Here is a 13,673-nt window from a genome sequence, read left to right as displayed (position 1 = left end):
CAGCCCGTCGCCAGCGCTCTCTGCTCTCGCGGAGACGTCAGCGCTGTCCCGACGACTGCAGGTGGAAAATCATGGGCAAGCGGCCTTTTGACAGATCGGCACAGAATCGGCCTTCGGCCCCCGGCTTCAGGGAGGGCGAGCCGCACTTCAGGTTGCTCGCCGACGGCATACCTCACATGGTAATGACCTGCGACCCAGATGGCCGGATCGATTACTGCAACCAGCGGTGGGTAACCTATACCGGCCTCAGCCTTGAGCAAACCCAGGCCGGCGACTGGCAATCTGCCGTACATCCCGAAGATTTCACGAACAACATTGACCGCTGGACAGACGCGGTTGCGAACGGCCGTGAGTATGAGATCGAATACCGCCTGAAAAGGGCATCCGATGGTGCCTATCGATGGCACCTTGAGCGCGGGGCGCCACTCAAGGACGCCGATGGGCATATCGTCAAGTGGTTGGCATCCAGCACCGACATCGAGGAGCAGAAACAGGCCCAGGCCGCGGCTGAAAGCGCAAACCGCGCAAAGTCGGAATTTCTGTCCAGCATGAGCCATGAATTGCGGAATCCGTTGAACGCCATCCTTGGCTTCGCGCAGTTGCTGGCACTGGACACGCCGCCGCCGCCTTCCTCGCAGCAAGCCAGCATCGACCAGATCCTGAAGGCGGGCTGGCATTTGCTGGAACTGATCAACGAGGTGCTTGACCTCGCCAGGATAGAGGCCGGACAGGCGTCACTGTCCCCCGAGCCGGTATCGGTCGTCGAAGCCTTGCACGAATGTCACGCGATGCTTGAGCAACAAGCGCTGAGGCGTGAGGTTCGCATGCGGTTTCCCTCACCCGACTTATCGTGTTTCGTCCGGGCCGACAGGACCCGCCTGAAACAGATCCTGCTTAACCTGCTTTCCAATGCGATCAAGTACAACCGCGACAAGGGTACCGTCGAAGTACAAGTGACGATGGGCGATCGCGTTCGCGTCGGCGTGCGCGACACCGGCGCAGGGCTGGCACCAGAACGGCTCGCACAACTGTTCCAGCCGTTCAATCGTCTTGGGCATGAGGGTGGCCCCGTGGAGGGCACGGGCATCGGCCTCGTGGTGGCCAAGCGGCTGGTCGAGCTGATGGGAGGCGCCATCGGCGCCGAAAGCATGCCGGGCGTGGGCAGCGTATTCTGGATCGAACTGCCCGTTGCGCGCCCTCCAGAAATGACCGGTGAGGGTGCGGAGACAGCGGTATCCGTCGAGGCGCGGACGGGGTCTCCCACTTCGCTGCATACCCTGCTGTATGTCGAAGACAACCCCGCCAACCTGAAGCTCGTTGAGCAACTCCTTGTGCGCCGGGCCGATGTGCGCCTGCTGACCGCCGTCACAGGGGCGCTCGGCGTCAACCTGGCGCGCACTGCCTCGCCAGATGTGATCGTCATGGATATCCATCTGCCCGACATCAACGGCATCGAAGCACTGGGACTGCTGCGAGAAGATCCGCAGACAATGCACATTCCCGTCATCGCCCTCAGTGCCAATGCGATGCCGCGCGACATTGAAAAGGGCATGAAAGCGGGATTCTTCCGCTACCTGACCAAGCCGATCAGGCTCAATGAGTTTATGGACGCACTGGACGCCGCGCTGGAACAGCCACGAGGCGGGACTGCTCAGGGCCGATGAAGCCAAGTGCTCGCCGTGATCAAAGCATCGGACATCCTGGCAGCGAAAATCCTGGTCGTTGACGATCTGGAGGCCAATGTCCTGCTGCTCGAACAGATGCTACGCGGGGCCGGCTACGTTTGCATCGAGCCAACCACCGATCCGCGCGCGGTGTTTGCGCTTCACAGCAAGAACCACTATGACCTGATCCTGCTTGATCTGCAGATGCCCGGCATGGACGGGTTCGAGGTCATGGAACGCCTCAAGGAACTCCAGGCGGACAGCTACCTTCCGGTGATCGTCATCACCGCCCAGCCTGATCACAAACTGCGCGCACTGCAAGCCGGTGCGAAAGACTTCGTCAGCAAGCCATTTGATCTGGCGGAGGTGCTGATGCGGGTTCGCAATATGCTGGAAGTGCGTCTGCTGCACGGGGAATCGTTGAAGTACGGCAAGGAACTTGAGCGGAAAGTGCATGAACTGGAAACGAGCCGAGAGACGATCGTTCACCAGAGTCATGAACTCAGGCGCATTTACGAGAAACTCGTTCGCGAGCAACAGGTAACCGATCGGCTGCTCCTCAACGTGCTGCCCGCCCCCATCGCCGAGCGTTTGAAGCTGCGCGCCGATCTCATCGCCGCCGGCCCCCCGGAGGTCATCGCCGACAAGTTCCAGGATGTGTCGGTGTTGTTCGCGGACCTCGTGCAGTTCACCCGCTTTTCTCCCAGCATGGGCCCCGAACGACTGGTGGCAATCCTGAACGAGATATTTGCCGACTTTGACAATATCGCCGACAGCCGGCGACTCGAGAAGATCAAGACAATCGGCGACGCTTACATGGCAGCGGCAGGCCTGCCTGTGCCGGCGGCCGATCACGCCGCCCGGGCCGCTCATATGGCATTGGACATGCTTGAGTCACTGGGCCAGTTCAATCAGCGAAGCGGCTACAACCTGCAATTGCGAGTTGGCATCCACAGTGGAGCTGTCGTGGCCGGCGTGATCGGGAGGAGAAAGTTCATCTATGACTTGTGGGGCGATACCGTCAATATCGCCAGCCGGATGGAGTCGCAAGGCGTAGTCGGTCGTGTTCAGGTAACTGATGCCACGCGGCAGCAACTCGGGGAGCCGTTCCTGCTCGAAGAGCGCGGTTTGATCGCGGCAAAGGGCATCGGTGATCTGCATACATGGCTTCTGGTCGGGAGAACCTAGCCGGCGGCGGGTCAGCATACGGAAGCGGTCGTTCACGATCAGAGCGACGGCTGTCGCCAAATCGGCCGATTCGTCTGATCAACGCAGAGCGGTCGAATGGCTGCGAAGGGTCGACTACGGAAGTTGCCCGTCGATCCAGGCAGCATGACCGGCGCCCGGCCTTGAACCGCCGTGACCGGCCAAATCAAAGCGCAACCACTTCACTTCGCAAGCACGATCCAAGGCCAGGTTGACCGGCTTCCCCTGATCGCCGGGATAGCGGGCGGCGTCAGGTCACGCCCGAACTCGGGGCGATCACGTCTATCGCACTTTGACGACAACTTTACCCTTGGCCCGTCCCTTCTCGACGTAGGCCATGGCCTCGTTGGTCTGGTCGAAGGAAAAGACCCGATCCACTACGGGGCGTATCGCGCCGGAATCAATGAGCGACGTGATCTCGCTCAACTGGCGCCCGCTGGCCCTCATGAAGAGGAACGAGTACCTCAGGTCACGCCCTGCTGCCCGCTTGCGGACTCCCGAACTCAGAAGACGAACGATCAAGTTCACGAACCACGTTGCTCCGATTTCCTTTGCGAATGCGGGATCGGGAGGGCCGGAGATCGAGATGAGTGTTCCTCCGGGCTTAAGGACACGCAGAGATTTCTCCAGCGCCGTTGCGTCTTGACTGTGGAGGACCACATCGTAGCCCTGAAGAATTTTCTCGAAATCGTCTTTTCTGTAGTCGATGACAACGTCTGCCCCGAGGCCTCTCACCAAGTCGATGTTGGCGCTGCTGGTGGTGGTGGCTACGGTGGCGCCCACATGCCTGGCCAACTGGATCGCAAATGTTCCTACGCCGCCTGAACCGGCCTGGATGAAGACCTTCTGCCCTTTCTTCAGATTCGCCTTCTCGATCAGCGCTTGCCATGCCGTCAGGCCCACCAGAGGAATCGATGCGGCTTCTTCCATACTCAGCGCCTTGGGCTTGATCGCCAAGGACTCTTCCTTGACCGCAATGTACTCAGCAAAGGTGCCGATGCGAAAATCATCGGGCCGGGCATAGACTTCGTCCCCCGGCTTGAACTGCCGAACGCGAGGCCCGACCTTGACCACGACGCCGGCCACGTCGTGTCCTAGGACGAGGGGCATGCGATAGGGGAGTATGAGCTTGAACTCTCCGTTCCTGATCTTGGAGTCCAGCAGATTCACACCGGCCGCATGGATCTGGACCATGACCTCATCCTCACCCAGCGCCGGGCTCGGAACCTCAGTGGACCGCAACGCGCGTTTCTTTCCGTAGCGATCGAGAAGAAGTGCTTTCATGGTCGCCCTCATTCCTGGCGCATCCAGGTTTGCGAGCGGCCCAGCACGCTGGTTGAAATCTTGTCACCTGTCTTGCTTGCGAGCAGCGCCTGGAATGTCATCGTCTTCTTTCAAATTGGGATTTGTGAGAAACAGCGGGCGACGCGGCTTACCGCCTATGCTTCGAGCCGCAGATCTTTTCGAACCCCCGCATCCAGCACGCTAGCCGGCGCGAACCTGCGCAGCAGTCGCATGCGGCTTGCGATGCCGGGGGCGTAGTGAATCTTTGGATGCGTTGCCATGGCTGCCTTCAACACGACCTCGGCTACCACTTCAGGCCCGTCCGCGCCAACGAGAACTTCCTTCACCCGTCTCTCCACGCCCTCGCGAATATCGCGATACACATCGAGCGGGGCGTCAGGTTTCATCAGATTCGCATCGAAGGGCGTATTGATGTAGGCAGGTTCGACCACCGAGACGCGAATACCCATCGTGCGCAGTTCATGGTCGAGCGATTCCGAATAGCCCGCGACTGCGTGCTTGGTGGCGGAATACAGCGCCATGTAGGGCATCGGCAGGAAACCAAGCACGGAGCCGATATTGATGATGCGCCCTTCCCTTTGGCGGCGCATATGTGGCACGACAGCCCGGGTCATCCGGACTATCCCAAAGAAGTTCGTATCGAATATCGACCGGGCCTGCTCCAGCGAGCTCTCTTCCGCACCCGCTGGAGCGACCCCGAACCCGGCGTTGTTGACGAGTAGATCAATACGGCCTTCGCGCTCCATCACCTTTTGGACGGCCGCATCGACGGATTCGTCCTTGGTTACATCGAGAAGCAGCATCTCGAACGCTCGCTGACCGGTAGTGCCTATGCGCCTACTGGTACCGAACACCCTGTAGCCAGCCTTCGCGAGCCGCTCCGCGGTGGCGTGGCCGATACCTGAGGAGGCCCCCGTAACGAGGGCAATCTTGCCGCGTTTGTTCATGAAATTTCTCCGTCAGTTTGTGCGATCCGGTAACGCGTCGGCATGCACGATGCGACGCCATTCAACGTGGCACCCGAGAGGCGCACCATGGTCATTTCGCATTATGATCATCATATGTAACGGCGAGCGAGAAGGCGGCATGAATCCGGGGGGTTAGATTCCAGGGGGGACCAGGTGCTTCAGCGCAGCCTCGCGCAGACGGTCCGACAGAGCTGGCTCGTCGACTGCACGAGCCAGCAGCAAAGCACCAACCATGGTGGCGATGGTCACTAGTGCTTGTTCATGAGCACCGGGCTGTCCCCAGTCAGGCGACTGGCGGGCGAGCAGATCAATCATCGCCTTGGTGTGTTGAGTCACCGTTCGGCGTACTTCGGGCGCCTGTCGCGGTGTTTCTGAGCCCAGCGCGGCCAAGGGGCATCCAAGCTCCATCTGCTCGACGTGGTCCTTTGAGAGATAGGCGCAAAGCACAGCCTCCAAGGCTTTCCCGGGTGGGACGCCGGCAACGACATCTGCCGCTACCGCAGCGGACTCCGCGCACGCCCGATCCGCGGCTTCCGCCAGCATGGCTTCGCGCGAGGGGAAATGCGCATAGAAGGCTCCGTGCGTCAGACCGGCCTCTTTCATGATGTCGGCGACGCCAGTGCCGTCATAACCACTTCGGCGGATAGCCCGGGCAGCCGCGGCCACGATGCGTTCGTGCGACGCTTCCTTGGCGGCGTATCTAGCGTTGGCTTTCATATTTGGCATGACGTCCATCATACTAAATTTTCGCGCCGCGCGTGCTGCGATTTCCCTGGTGCCGAACAACTGGCGCACCGCTTGTGTTGCAAGTATGGGGACGTCCGAGTTCCCGCCCCCTAAAGACTTCGCTTATTCCGACACAGGCGCATGCGCAATCCCACTGTCCTGCCCGAACGCCGCCTTTGCGCACGACTCACCCAAAACCAGGTCAAGCGGCACACTCACGATACGTGGCTCTCTCACCCCCTCCCCGGCCAACCGGTCAAGCATCAGATGGGCGGCAGCCTCCGCGGCGCGCTCGATGTCAAAGCGTAAAGTGGTTAGCGGGGGATACATCAACTCAAGCGTCTCCGGCGTACCGATGCCGATCACCGAAAGGTCTCTGGGAATATCCAGCCCCGCCTTGCGCGCAACATAAATGGCTCCGGAGAGCAGGCGCGTTCCTAGACCGATGATTGCAGTGGGGGGCGCGGAAAGAGCGAGCATGGCCGCCATTTGGGTGCGTGACGAATCGATCGCCGAGCGTGACATGCAGACTAATGCGGGGTCGAACACCAAACCCGCCTCCGCAAGCCCATCCCGGTAGCCGAGCAGCTTTTCGCGCCCTGGACGAATGTGCTCGCCGGGCCCGAAAAGCGCGATGCGGCGGTGACCCAATGAAATGAGATACGCCATCGCCTGCTTCACACCGCTACGATGGTCCAGATAGACCGCATCCATTGGCAGAGGCGTTTCCCGATCCAGAATCACCACCGGCAGGCTGCAGCCGCTGAACAGGCTGTCGGCGGGGTCCGCGCTCTCCAGGCTCGGCGCGGCAATGATGCCCTCCAGCCGGCGGGTCTCGAACAGCGCAACCAGTTCGCGGTCGCGCCGTGGCTGGTCCAGTGTATTGCCGACCAACATGGAGTACCCGGCGGCCTGCATATGCTTCTCGACTTCGCTGAAATGCGCCGCAAGCAGCGGGTTGCCGATATTCGAAACCAGATAGCCGACCGTCTTGCTGCGCCCGGTGCGCAGATGGCGGGCGGCAAAGCTGGGCTCATAGTTCAGTGCCTCCACGGCCGCGTGCACCCGGGCTCGCAGCGCCTGGCTGGCATAGCCGGTGCCGTTCAGCACACGCGACACGCTGCCGATGGAAACCCCCGCCGCCTCAGCCACATCCCTGACGGAAATCCTTTGCGTCATGGTCTTCCCTAATGAAAACGTTCCACAGTTGGACGCCAAATTTGTTGCCTGATAAGTTAGCACAAACGGAAATCGTTTTCACATTTCCCCAAACATCAACTTAAACAGCGCCAAACTATCCAATGCAACCAGACCGTCCTTCGCGCCCCGCAGCCGCGCCCCCCGGCGCCGACCTTGCGGACGAGACCACGTGTGGGTCGCTGGGCGGCCGACGCATCCTCGTCGTCGGTGGCGGACAACTCCCTTCGGCCGATGCCGGAAATCCGGTCAACAACGGACGCGCCATCTGCATGACCCTGTCCCGCGCTGGCGCCAGCATCGCCTGCGCGGACAAGAGTACCGAGGCAGCGGAACTCACCGTACGCAGTGCGCGGGACGGCGGCGCGGTGGCCATCCCGGCCGACGTGGCCAGCGCCGCCGGCATCAAAGGCATGGTGCAGGCCGCACGGACGGCGCTGGGCGGCCTCGACGGACTCGTACTGAACGTAGGCATTAGCCGCCGCGAGCCCCTGGCGGAACTGACGGCAGACAGCTGGGATGAGGTGATGGCGGTCAACCTGCGCGCGCACATGCTGACCGTGCAGCAAGCCCTGCCGCTCATGTCCATGCACGGCGCCATCGTATTCGTGTCTTCAGTGGCGGCCAGGCTGCCCGCGGGTATGAATCCGGCATACGAAGCCTCGAAGGCGGCGCTCGGTGCCCTGTGCCGCGCGACCGCGCTGGCCGGGCAGCCCAACCACATACGCGCCAACGTGGTCATGCTCGGCCTGATCGATACGCCGATGGGCCGCGCGGCCTCCGGGGCGCGGCCCGGACGCACCGCCGCCTTGCCGTTCGGGCGGCAAGGCACGCCCTGGGAGGTCGCGCATGCAGTGCGCTTTCTACTCTCGGCGCAAGCCTCCTATATCAACGCAGTGGAACTTCCCGTGGACGGTGGCCTAAGCGCAGGTATCGCGTCCGCGCCGTCCTGAATCCCGCCAGGCGGAGAGCAGTAAGCCTGGCGCGGCTCCGTCCGGAGCATGCCGCTGGCAATGACAACGACAACGGAGACATCCCATGCTTCACAGACTGATCTGTGCGGTCGCGGCCGCGCTCGCCCTGCACACGGCGGGGCCGGTACTGGCCGAAACCTATCCCTCACGGCCAATTCGCTTGGTAGTGCCGTTCCCGCCCGGTGGCACTGCGGACATTTTCGGACGGCTGCTCAGCCAGCAGCTCACGCAAAGCCTCGGGCAGCCGGTGCTGGTGGAGAACCGCGCCGGTGCGGGCGGAAACATCGGCGCGGCCGCCGTCGCCAATGCACCGGCGGACGGCTACACCTTGCTGCTGGGCACGATCGGCACCCATGGCATCAACCAGACGCTATACGCCAACCTTCCCTACGACCCGAAGAAAGACTTCCAGCCTGTGGCCCTGGTCTCTTCCGGCGCCAACGTACTGGTCGTCAACCCCGCGTTGCCGGCGCGCAATGTGAAGGAGCTGATCGCGCTGGCCAAGCGCAACCCGGGCCAGTTGATGATGGGCTCGTCCGGCAATGGCAGCAGCATTCATATGTCCGGTGAACTCTTTGAGCATATGACCGGCACGCAACTGACGCACGTGCCCTACCGCGGCGGCTCGCCCGCACAGACCGACCTGATGGGCGGGCGAGTGCAGTTGATGTTCGACAACCTGCCCACCTCGCTGCCGTTGATCGCCAAGGGCCTGGTACGCCCGCTCGCCGTGACCTCGGCGCATCGCTCGTCCGCGCTCCCGGATGTGCCGACTGTTGCCGAGGCCGGCGTGCCTGGCTACTCCGTCAGCAACTGGAGCGGCATCTTCGCGCCGGCACATACGCCCCCCGACATTGTGAACCGGCTCAATGCCGCTGTTGGCCAGGCTGTGACAAGCGCGGCGCTGCGCAAGCGTTACGCCGAAATGGGCGCCGACACCGGCACCGACCTCGGAACCAACAGGAACGCAGGCAGCCCGCCGATGAGCGCAGCGGAATTTACCAGATTCGTCGATGAGGAGATGAGCAAATGGGCAAGGATCGTAAAGGTATCGGGAGCACGCGCGGAATGAAAGGAATGAAAGGAATGAACGAGACGCAACGGATGAAAGCATGCAGCCAATCGACTATCTGCTGAGGACCGCGAACGCCACGCCGGCGCGCATCGCATTGCAGGCCGCCGGAGAATCGCTGACCTACGGCGAACTGACGCAGAAGGTGCTGGCGCTCGCAGCGGCCTTCCAGGCGCTGGACCCCACGTCCGGATCGCGCGTAGGCATCTGCGCCGGCAATAGCGTGCAGCATGTGGTGGCGCTGCTGGCTACGCTGGCCGCCGGCAAGTGCTGGGTGCCGCTGAATCCGCGCGCCTCGGTCCACGAACGGGCCCGCATCGTCGACTTCACCGAGCCGTCCATCCTGGTGGTGGAAGACAGCGGCCACGGCCAATCCGGCACGATCACGCCTGGCGCCCGCGTGATCGCCTGCGGGCCGCAGGCATCCGGCCCGGACAGCATTGCCGCGCTGCTCGCTGCCTGGCGCGGCCGCGTCCCGCTACGCGTGCAGCGCGAACTTGGCGAAACGCAGGCCATCAAGTTCACCGGCGGCACTACCGGCGCGCCCAAGGGGGTCATGCAGTCGCTGCGTTCGTGGAACACCACGGTGGTTTCCATCCTCACCGCGATGCAGTTGCGCGAGGACGAGCGCTATCTCGCCGTGGCCTCCATCACCCACGGCACATCCACGTTCCTGCTGCCAGTGTTCGCGCGTGGCGGCACCCTCGTGCTGGCGGATTCGACCAGGCCGCGCGCCCTGCTCGACCAGTTGGAGCGCGAGCGCATCACCGCGGTGTTCATGCCGCCCACGCTGATCTACGATTTGCTGGACGAGCCCGGCGTGCGCGAACGGGACTGGTCCGCGCTGCGGCACCTGATCTATGCGGCAGCGCCGATGCGCGCAGACCGGATTGCCCAGGCCATCGATGTCTTCGGCACCCTGGAGACCTCGTTCGGGCAAACCGAGGCCCCCGGCATCATTGCCTTCCTGCCCGCCGGGGAATTGCGCGATCCCGCCCGCCACGGCAGCGTCGGCCGTGCCACCTGCCTGACCGAACTCGCCATCATGGGGCGCGATGGCAAGTTGCTGCCGGCTGGCGAAACCGGCGAGATCGTGGTGCGCGGCGACCTCGTCATGTCCGGCTACTGGCGCCAGCCCGGCAAGACCGCCGAGGCACTGGCCGATGGCTGGCTGCATACGGGCGACGGCGGCTACCTGGACGCGCAAGGCTACTTGTACCTGAAAGACCGGTTGCGCGACGTCATTATCACGGGTGGCTTCAACGTGTACCCCAGCGACGTGGAGAACGCGCTCGGCGCCCATCCCGCGGTATGCCGCTGCGCCGTGCTCGGCATGGACGACCCGCGCTGGGGAGAGGCCGTGCACGCGGCCGTGCAACTGCATGCCGGCGCCACCGCCAACGCTGCCGAGCTACAGGCGTTCGTCAAGGAGCGCCTGGGTTCGGTACAGGCGCCAAAGCGCATTCATTTTGTGGAAACCCTTCCGCTCACTGCCAACGGCAAGGTCTCGAAGCTCGAGGTCAAGACCCGGCTCGCCGCCAGTGCAAGCAACTACGCCAGCAACAACCCTCAAGGCAAGGAGCCTCTTTCATCATGACACTAACGGATATCCTGGTAACCGGCGGCTCCGGCGGCATCGGCTGGGCCCTGTGCAAGACGCTGCGCGAGCGCGGCCACACGGTAGTGAACTTCGATCGGGTGGCACCTCCCGAGGCCGGCGTGACGCATTTCGTCGAAGTCGACATGGCCGAGCCGGCGCAACTCGCCGCCGCGCTCGGGGAGGCATCGGCCCGCTATGCCTTCACTGCCCTCGTCAACAATGTGGCGACCCTGCGGGCGGCGAGCGTGGAGGAAACCGGCCTTGACGACTTCGACAGGCAAATCGCCGTCAATGTCCGCGCCGCGCTGCAATGCACCCAGGCGTTGGTGCCTGCCATGCGAAAGGCGCGCCACGGCCGCATCGTCAATATCTCCAGCCGCGCCGCGCTGGGCAAGGAACTGCGCACGGCGTATTCGGCCAGCAAGGGCGCCCTGAACGCCATGACGCGTACCTGGGCGCTGGAACTGGCGGCGCACGGCATCACCGTCAACGCCGTCGCGCCGGGGCCCATCGCCACGGCGGCGTTCGGCTCCGTCAACCCGGCCCAGGATGCGCTGACGCAGCGCATTGTGAATGGCGTGCCGGTCAGGCGGCTCGGCAAACCGGAAGATATCGTCCACGCCGTCGAGTTCTTTCTCGACGAACGCGCGTCCTTCGTCACCGGACAGGTGCTGCACGTCTGCGGCGGCATCACCGTGGGGCTGAGCGCATGAACGGCATCCGCACCGAGATCGGCTACACGACGCCTGATCGCATCACGCTGCGCGGGCGGGACCTTGCCACCGAGGTGATCGGCAAGCTGGATTTCGTTCAGACGCTCTGCCTGGTTGCGCTCGGGCGCCTCCCCGGCGCCGCTGAGGCGCGGATGATCGACACGCTGCTGGTGACCGCGGTCGACCACGGGCTGACGCCAAGCGCGATCAGCGCCCGCATGACCTGGCTGGGCGCGCCGGAATCCTTGCAAGGCGCGGTCGCCGCGGGCTTGCTTGGCGCCGGCGAGCGCTTCCTCGGCACCGTGCAGAACATGGCGGAATTACTGCTGCAAGAAGGTGCGTCGCTGGCGGCCGATGCCGACGCAGCCACCATTGCAGAGCATGCCCGGCGCATCATCGCCGCCTGCCGGTCAGCCGGCAAGCCGATACCTGGCGTCGGCCATCCGATACACGCGCAAGGTGATCCGCGCGTGCCGGTCCTGATGGAGACCGCGAGCGCGAATGGCTTCCACGGCAAGTACTGTCGTCTTGCCCTGGCGCTCGGCGACGCCTGCGGCGACGGTACGCGCCGTGTCCTGCCGCTCAACGCCGCTGGCGCCATCGGCGCCATCCTCGCCGAGATGGGGCTGGACCCGCTGTTCGGCCGTGGACTGGCACTGATCGGACGCTGCGCGGGACTGGTCGCCCACCTGATCGAGGAACGCGAGCAGCCGGTCGGCCAACAGGTTTGGAACCTGGTCTTGCGGCAAGACCCGCGCAACGTGCTGCCGTAGGCGGCCAACTCCTATTTGCACTTTTCCCACCACGACATCACCTGCCGCGCGGCAGGAAACGGAGACAACACAACATGGCCAGACTGCCTTACTTCGATGTGGACAACGTGCCCGGCCGCCTTGGCGAGCAACTGCGCGGGCGTCCCGCCCTCAACCTGTACAGGGTCCTGCCGCATGCGCCGGAGATCGCGCTCGGCTTCCTCGGTCTCGGCCGCGCCATTCTCACGGAGGCCTCGCTGCCGCCCACGCTGCGCGAGCTGGTCATCCTGCGGGTGGGCGCGCTCAGCGGCGCCAGTTACGAAGTGCATCAGCACCGGCGCGTGGCGCGCGCCGCCGGTGTGCCGGAAGAAAAAATCGATGCCGTGCTGAAGCCGGATGCCAACGGAGACTTCAGCGAACTTGAGCGCCTTGTCATCGCATTCACCGATGCCGTGGTGCATGACGTCAAGGCACCGGCGCCGCTCTACGCCAAGGTTGCGGCGGCCCTGGACGAACAAATGATGGTCGAGCTGCTGGCAACCATCGGCTTCTACATGCTGGTGTCGCGCCTGCTGGAAAACCTCGAAGTCGATATCGAAAATCCGCCGCTGGAAAAACTGGAGCTGCGTCATGACTGAATCCCTGGAAAGCCGTCCGGACCAGCAACTGTTTGCACCCGCGCTTGGCGTGCCGCGCCGTGACGGCCGGCTCGCCGGGCGCCGCATCCTGGTGGCAGGCGCGGGCCAACGCCGCACCGTCGATCCGGTGCCGTCGGTCGGCAATGGCCGTGCCATGTCAATCCTGTTCGCCCGCGAGGGCGCCGCCGTGGCGTGCGCCGATATGGATGCCGGCGCCGCGCAGGATACGGTCGACCTGATCCTGCGCGAGGACGGCCGCGCGGTGCCGGTCCAGGCCGACGTTGCGGACCCTGCTCAGATCTCGCGCATGGTGGCCCAGGCCGCGGCTGCGCTGGGCGGGCTCGATGGCCTGGTGGTCAACGTCGGGATCGGCAACCCGAATCGCTTCGGCGCGGAGACGCCCGAAGACTGGGACCGGGTCCAGGACATCAACCTGCGCGCCCCGATGTTCTGCGCCCAGGAGGCCGCCGCCGTCATGCCCGCCGGCAGCGCCATCGTGTTCGTGGCCTCCACGGCGGCGATCTCGCCGCTGAGCGGCCTGCCGGCCTACGAGACTTCCAAGGCAGCCTTGACCGCGCTGGGCCGCGCGGTGGCATTCGCCGGCCAGCCCAGCGGCTTGCGTGCGAATGTGCTGGCACCAGGACTGATCGACACACCGATGGGCCGGGACGCCTCGCGCGCCCGGCCCTCGCGCGCGGCCCGTCCACTGCCGTTCGGCCGGCAGGGCACAGGCTGGGAGGTTGCGCATGCCGCGCTCTACCTGATCAGCACCGAGTCCTCCTACGTCAACGGACAGATGCTCATCGTCGATGGCGGCCTGTCGATCGGTGCCGTGCGCGCCGCTGCCTGACGGCTGGC

General features: G+C 64.0%; 13 protein-coding genes. 9 read left to right on the top strand and 4 right to left on the bottom strand.

The window, feature by feature from the left end; genetic code table 11:
• Window positions 1–71 precede the first annotated feature (71 nt).
• Together AC1DS6_RS24450 and AC1DS6_RS24445 are read left to right on the top strand one after the other, a co-directional pair.
• On the top strand, window positions 72–1,664 hold the full coding sequence (locus AC1DS6_RS24450; protein WP_477103336.1) for an ATP-binding protein: 1,593 nt from the start codon (window positions 72–74) through the stop codon (window positions 1,662–1,664).
• A gap of 15 nt (window positions 1,665–1,679) precedes the next feature.
• A complete protein-coding gene (locus AC1DS6_RS24445; protein WP_477103355.1) occupies window positions 1,680–2,852 on the top strand; it encodes an adenylate/guanylate cyclase domain-containing protein in 1,173 nt (390 codons plus the stop codon).
• Window positions 2,853–3,152: 300 nt separating this feature from the next.
• Here the strand turns inward: AC1DS6_RS24445 and AC1DS6_RS24440 are convergent, their stop codons facing one another.
• From AC1DS6_RS24440 to AC1DS6_RS24425, 4 genes are all read right to left on the bottom strand, one after another.
• On the bottom strand, window positions 3,153–4,154 hold the full coding sequence (locus tag AC1DS6_RS24440; RefSeq protein WP_477103335.1) for an NADP-dependent oxidoreductase: 1,002 nt from the start codon (window positions 4,152–4,154) through the stop codon (window positions 3,153–3,155).
• Window positions 4,155–4,309: 155 nt separating this feature from the next.
• Window positions 4,310–5,122 (bottom strand): oxidoreductase, encoded by an 813-nt coding sequence (locus tag AC1DS6_RS24435; RefSeq protein WP_477103334.1) that lies wholly within the window; start codon window positions 5,120–5,122, stop codon window positions 4,310–4,312.
• Between the two features lie 153 nt (window positions 5,123–5,275).
• Window positions 5,276–5,881, bottom strand: coding sequence for a TetR/AcrR family transcriptional regulator (locus AC1DS6_RS24430; protein WP_441629429.1), 606 nt, complete (start codon window positions 5,879–5,881; stop codon window positions 5,276–5,278).
• 111 nt (window positions 5,882–5,992) lie between these two features.
• On the bottom strand, window positions 5,993–7,048 hold the full coding sequence (locus tag AC1DS6_RS24425) for a LacI family DNA-binding transcriptional regulator (protein ID WP_441629428.1): 1,056 nt from the start codon (window positions 7,046–7,048) through the stop codon (window positions 5,993–5,995).
• A gap of 122 nt (window positions 7,049–7,170) precedes the next feature.
• Here AC1DS6_RS24425 and AC1DS6_RS24420 point away from each other — a divergent pair, with 122 nt between their 5' ends.
• The 7 genes from AC1DS6_RS24420 to AC1DS6_RS24390 all read left to right on the top strand — a co-directional run bounded on the left by AC1DS6_RS24420 (window position 7,171) and on the right by AC1DS6_RS24390 (window position 13,665).
• Window positions 7,171–8,019 (top strand): SDR family NAD(P)-dependent oxidoreductase, encoded by an 849-nt coding sequence (locus AC1DS6_RS24420; protein ID WP_477103333.1) that lies wholly within the window; start codon window positions 7,171–7,173, stop codon window positions 8,017–8,019.
• Between the two features lie 85 nt (window positions 8,020–8,104).
• Window positions 8,105–9,112 carry a Bug family tripartite tricarboxylate transporter substrate binding protein gene (locus AC1DS6_RS24415; protein WP_477103332.1) on the top strand — a complete coding sequence of 336 codons (1,008 nt, stop codon included), beginning with the start codon at window positions 8,105–8,107 and terminating at the stop codon, window positions 9,110–9,112.
• A gap of 40 nt (window positions 9,113–9,152) precedes the next feature.
• Window positions 9,153–10,709 carry a class I adenylate-forming enzyme family protein gene (locus AC1DS6_RS24410; protein ID WP_477103331.1) on the top strand — a complete coding sequence of 519 codons (1,557 nt, stop codon included), beginning with the start codon at window positions 9,153–9,155 and terminating at the stop codon, window positions 10,707–10,709.
• A complete protein-coding gene (locus tag AC1DS6_RS24405; RefSeq protein ID WP_477103330.1) occupies window positions 10,706–11,425 on the top strand; it encodes an SDR family oxidoreductase in 720 nt (239 codons plus the stop codon). The genes AC1DS6_RS24410 and AC1DS6_RS24405 overlap by 4 nt, the downstream gene beginning before the upstream one ends.
• Window positions 11,422–12,198: a citryl-CoA lyase gene (locus tag AC1DS6_RS24400; RefSeq protein ID WP_441629423.1), complete on the top strand. Its 777-nt coding sequence runs from the start codon at window positions 11,422–11,424 to the stop codon at window positions 12,196–12,198. Before AC1DS6_RS24405 ends, AC1DS6_RS24400 begins: the two co-directional genes overlap by 4 nt.
• A gap of 74 nt (window positions 12,199–12,272) precedes the next feature.
• Window positions 12,273–12,815, top strand: coding sequence for a carboxymuconolactone decarboxylase family protein (locus tag AC1DS6_RS24395; RefSeq protein WP_441629422.1), 543 nt, complete (start codon window positions 12,273–12,275; stop codon window positions 12,813–12,815).
• Window positions 12,808–13,665, top strand: a complete 858-nt coding sequence (locus AC1DS6_RS24390; RefSeq protein WP_477103329.1) for an SDR family NAD(P)-dependent oxidoreductase — start codon at window positions 12,808–12,810, stop codon at window positions 13,663–13,665. The genes AC1DS6_RS24395 and AC1DS6_RS24390 overlap by 8 nt, the downstream gene beginning before the upstream one ends.
• Window positions 13,666–13,673 lie beyond the last annotated feature (8 nt).

It is taken from the genome of Cupriavidus sp. 05L310, from assembly GCF_056398185.1.
The sequence above is the reverse complement of the archived record's forward strand: the minus strand, read 5'-3'. Positions and strand labels throughout refer to the sequence as shown.

Bases quoted from the DNA above. Each gene is read 5' to 3' on its own strand.
- AC1DS6_RS24450 (WP_477103336.1), top strand. From the start codon at position 72: ATGGGCAAGCGGCCTTTTGACAGATCGGCACAGAATCGGCCTTCGGCC.
- AC1DS6_RS24440 (WP_477103335.1), bottom strand. From the start codon at position 4,154: ATGAAAGCACTTCTTCTCGATCGCTACGGAAAGAAACGCGCGTTGCGG.
- AC1DS6_RS24435 (WP_477103334.1), bottom strand. From the start codon at position 5,122: ATGAACAAACGCGGCAAGATTGCCCTCGTTACGGGGGCCTCCTCAGGT.
- AC1DS6_RS24430 (WP_441629429.1), bottom strand. From the start codon at position 5,881: ATGATGGACGTCATGCCAAATATGAAAGCCAACGCTAGATACGCCGCC.
- AC1DS6_RS24425 (WP_441629428.1), bottom strand. From the start codon at position 7,048: ATGACGCAAAGGATTTCCGTCAGGGATGTGGCTGAGGCGGCGGGGGTT.
- AC1DS6_RS24420 (WP_477103333.1), top strand. From the start codon at position 7,171: ATGCAACCAGACCGTCCTTCGCGCCCCGCAGCCGCGCCCCCCGGCGCC.
- AC1DS6_RS24415 (WP_477103332.1), top strand. From the start codon at position 8,105: ATGCTTCACAGACTGATCTGTGCGGTCGCGGCCGCGCTCGCCCTGCAC.
- AC1DS6_RS24410 (WP_477103331.1), top strand. From the start codon at position 9,153: ATGCAGCCAATCGACTATCTGCTGAGGACCGCGAACGCCACGCCGGCG.
- AC1DS6_RS24405 (WP_477103330.1), top strand. From the start codon at position 10,706: ATGACACTAACGGATATCCTGGTAACCGGCGGCTCCGGCGGCATCGGC.
- AC1DS6_RS24400 (WP_441629423.1), top strand. From the start codon at position 11,422: ATGAACGGCATCCGCACCGAGATCGGCTACACGACGCCTGATCGCATC.
- AC1DS6_RS24395 (WP_441629422.1), top strand. From the start codon at position 12,273: ATGGCCAGACTGCCTTACTTCGATGTGGACAACGTGCCCGGCCGCCTT.
- AC1DS6_RS24390 (WP_477103329.1), top strand. From the start codon at position 12,808: ATGACTGAATCCCTGGAAAGCCGTCCGGACCAGCAACTGTTTGCACCC.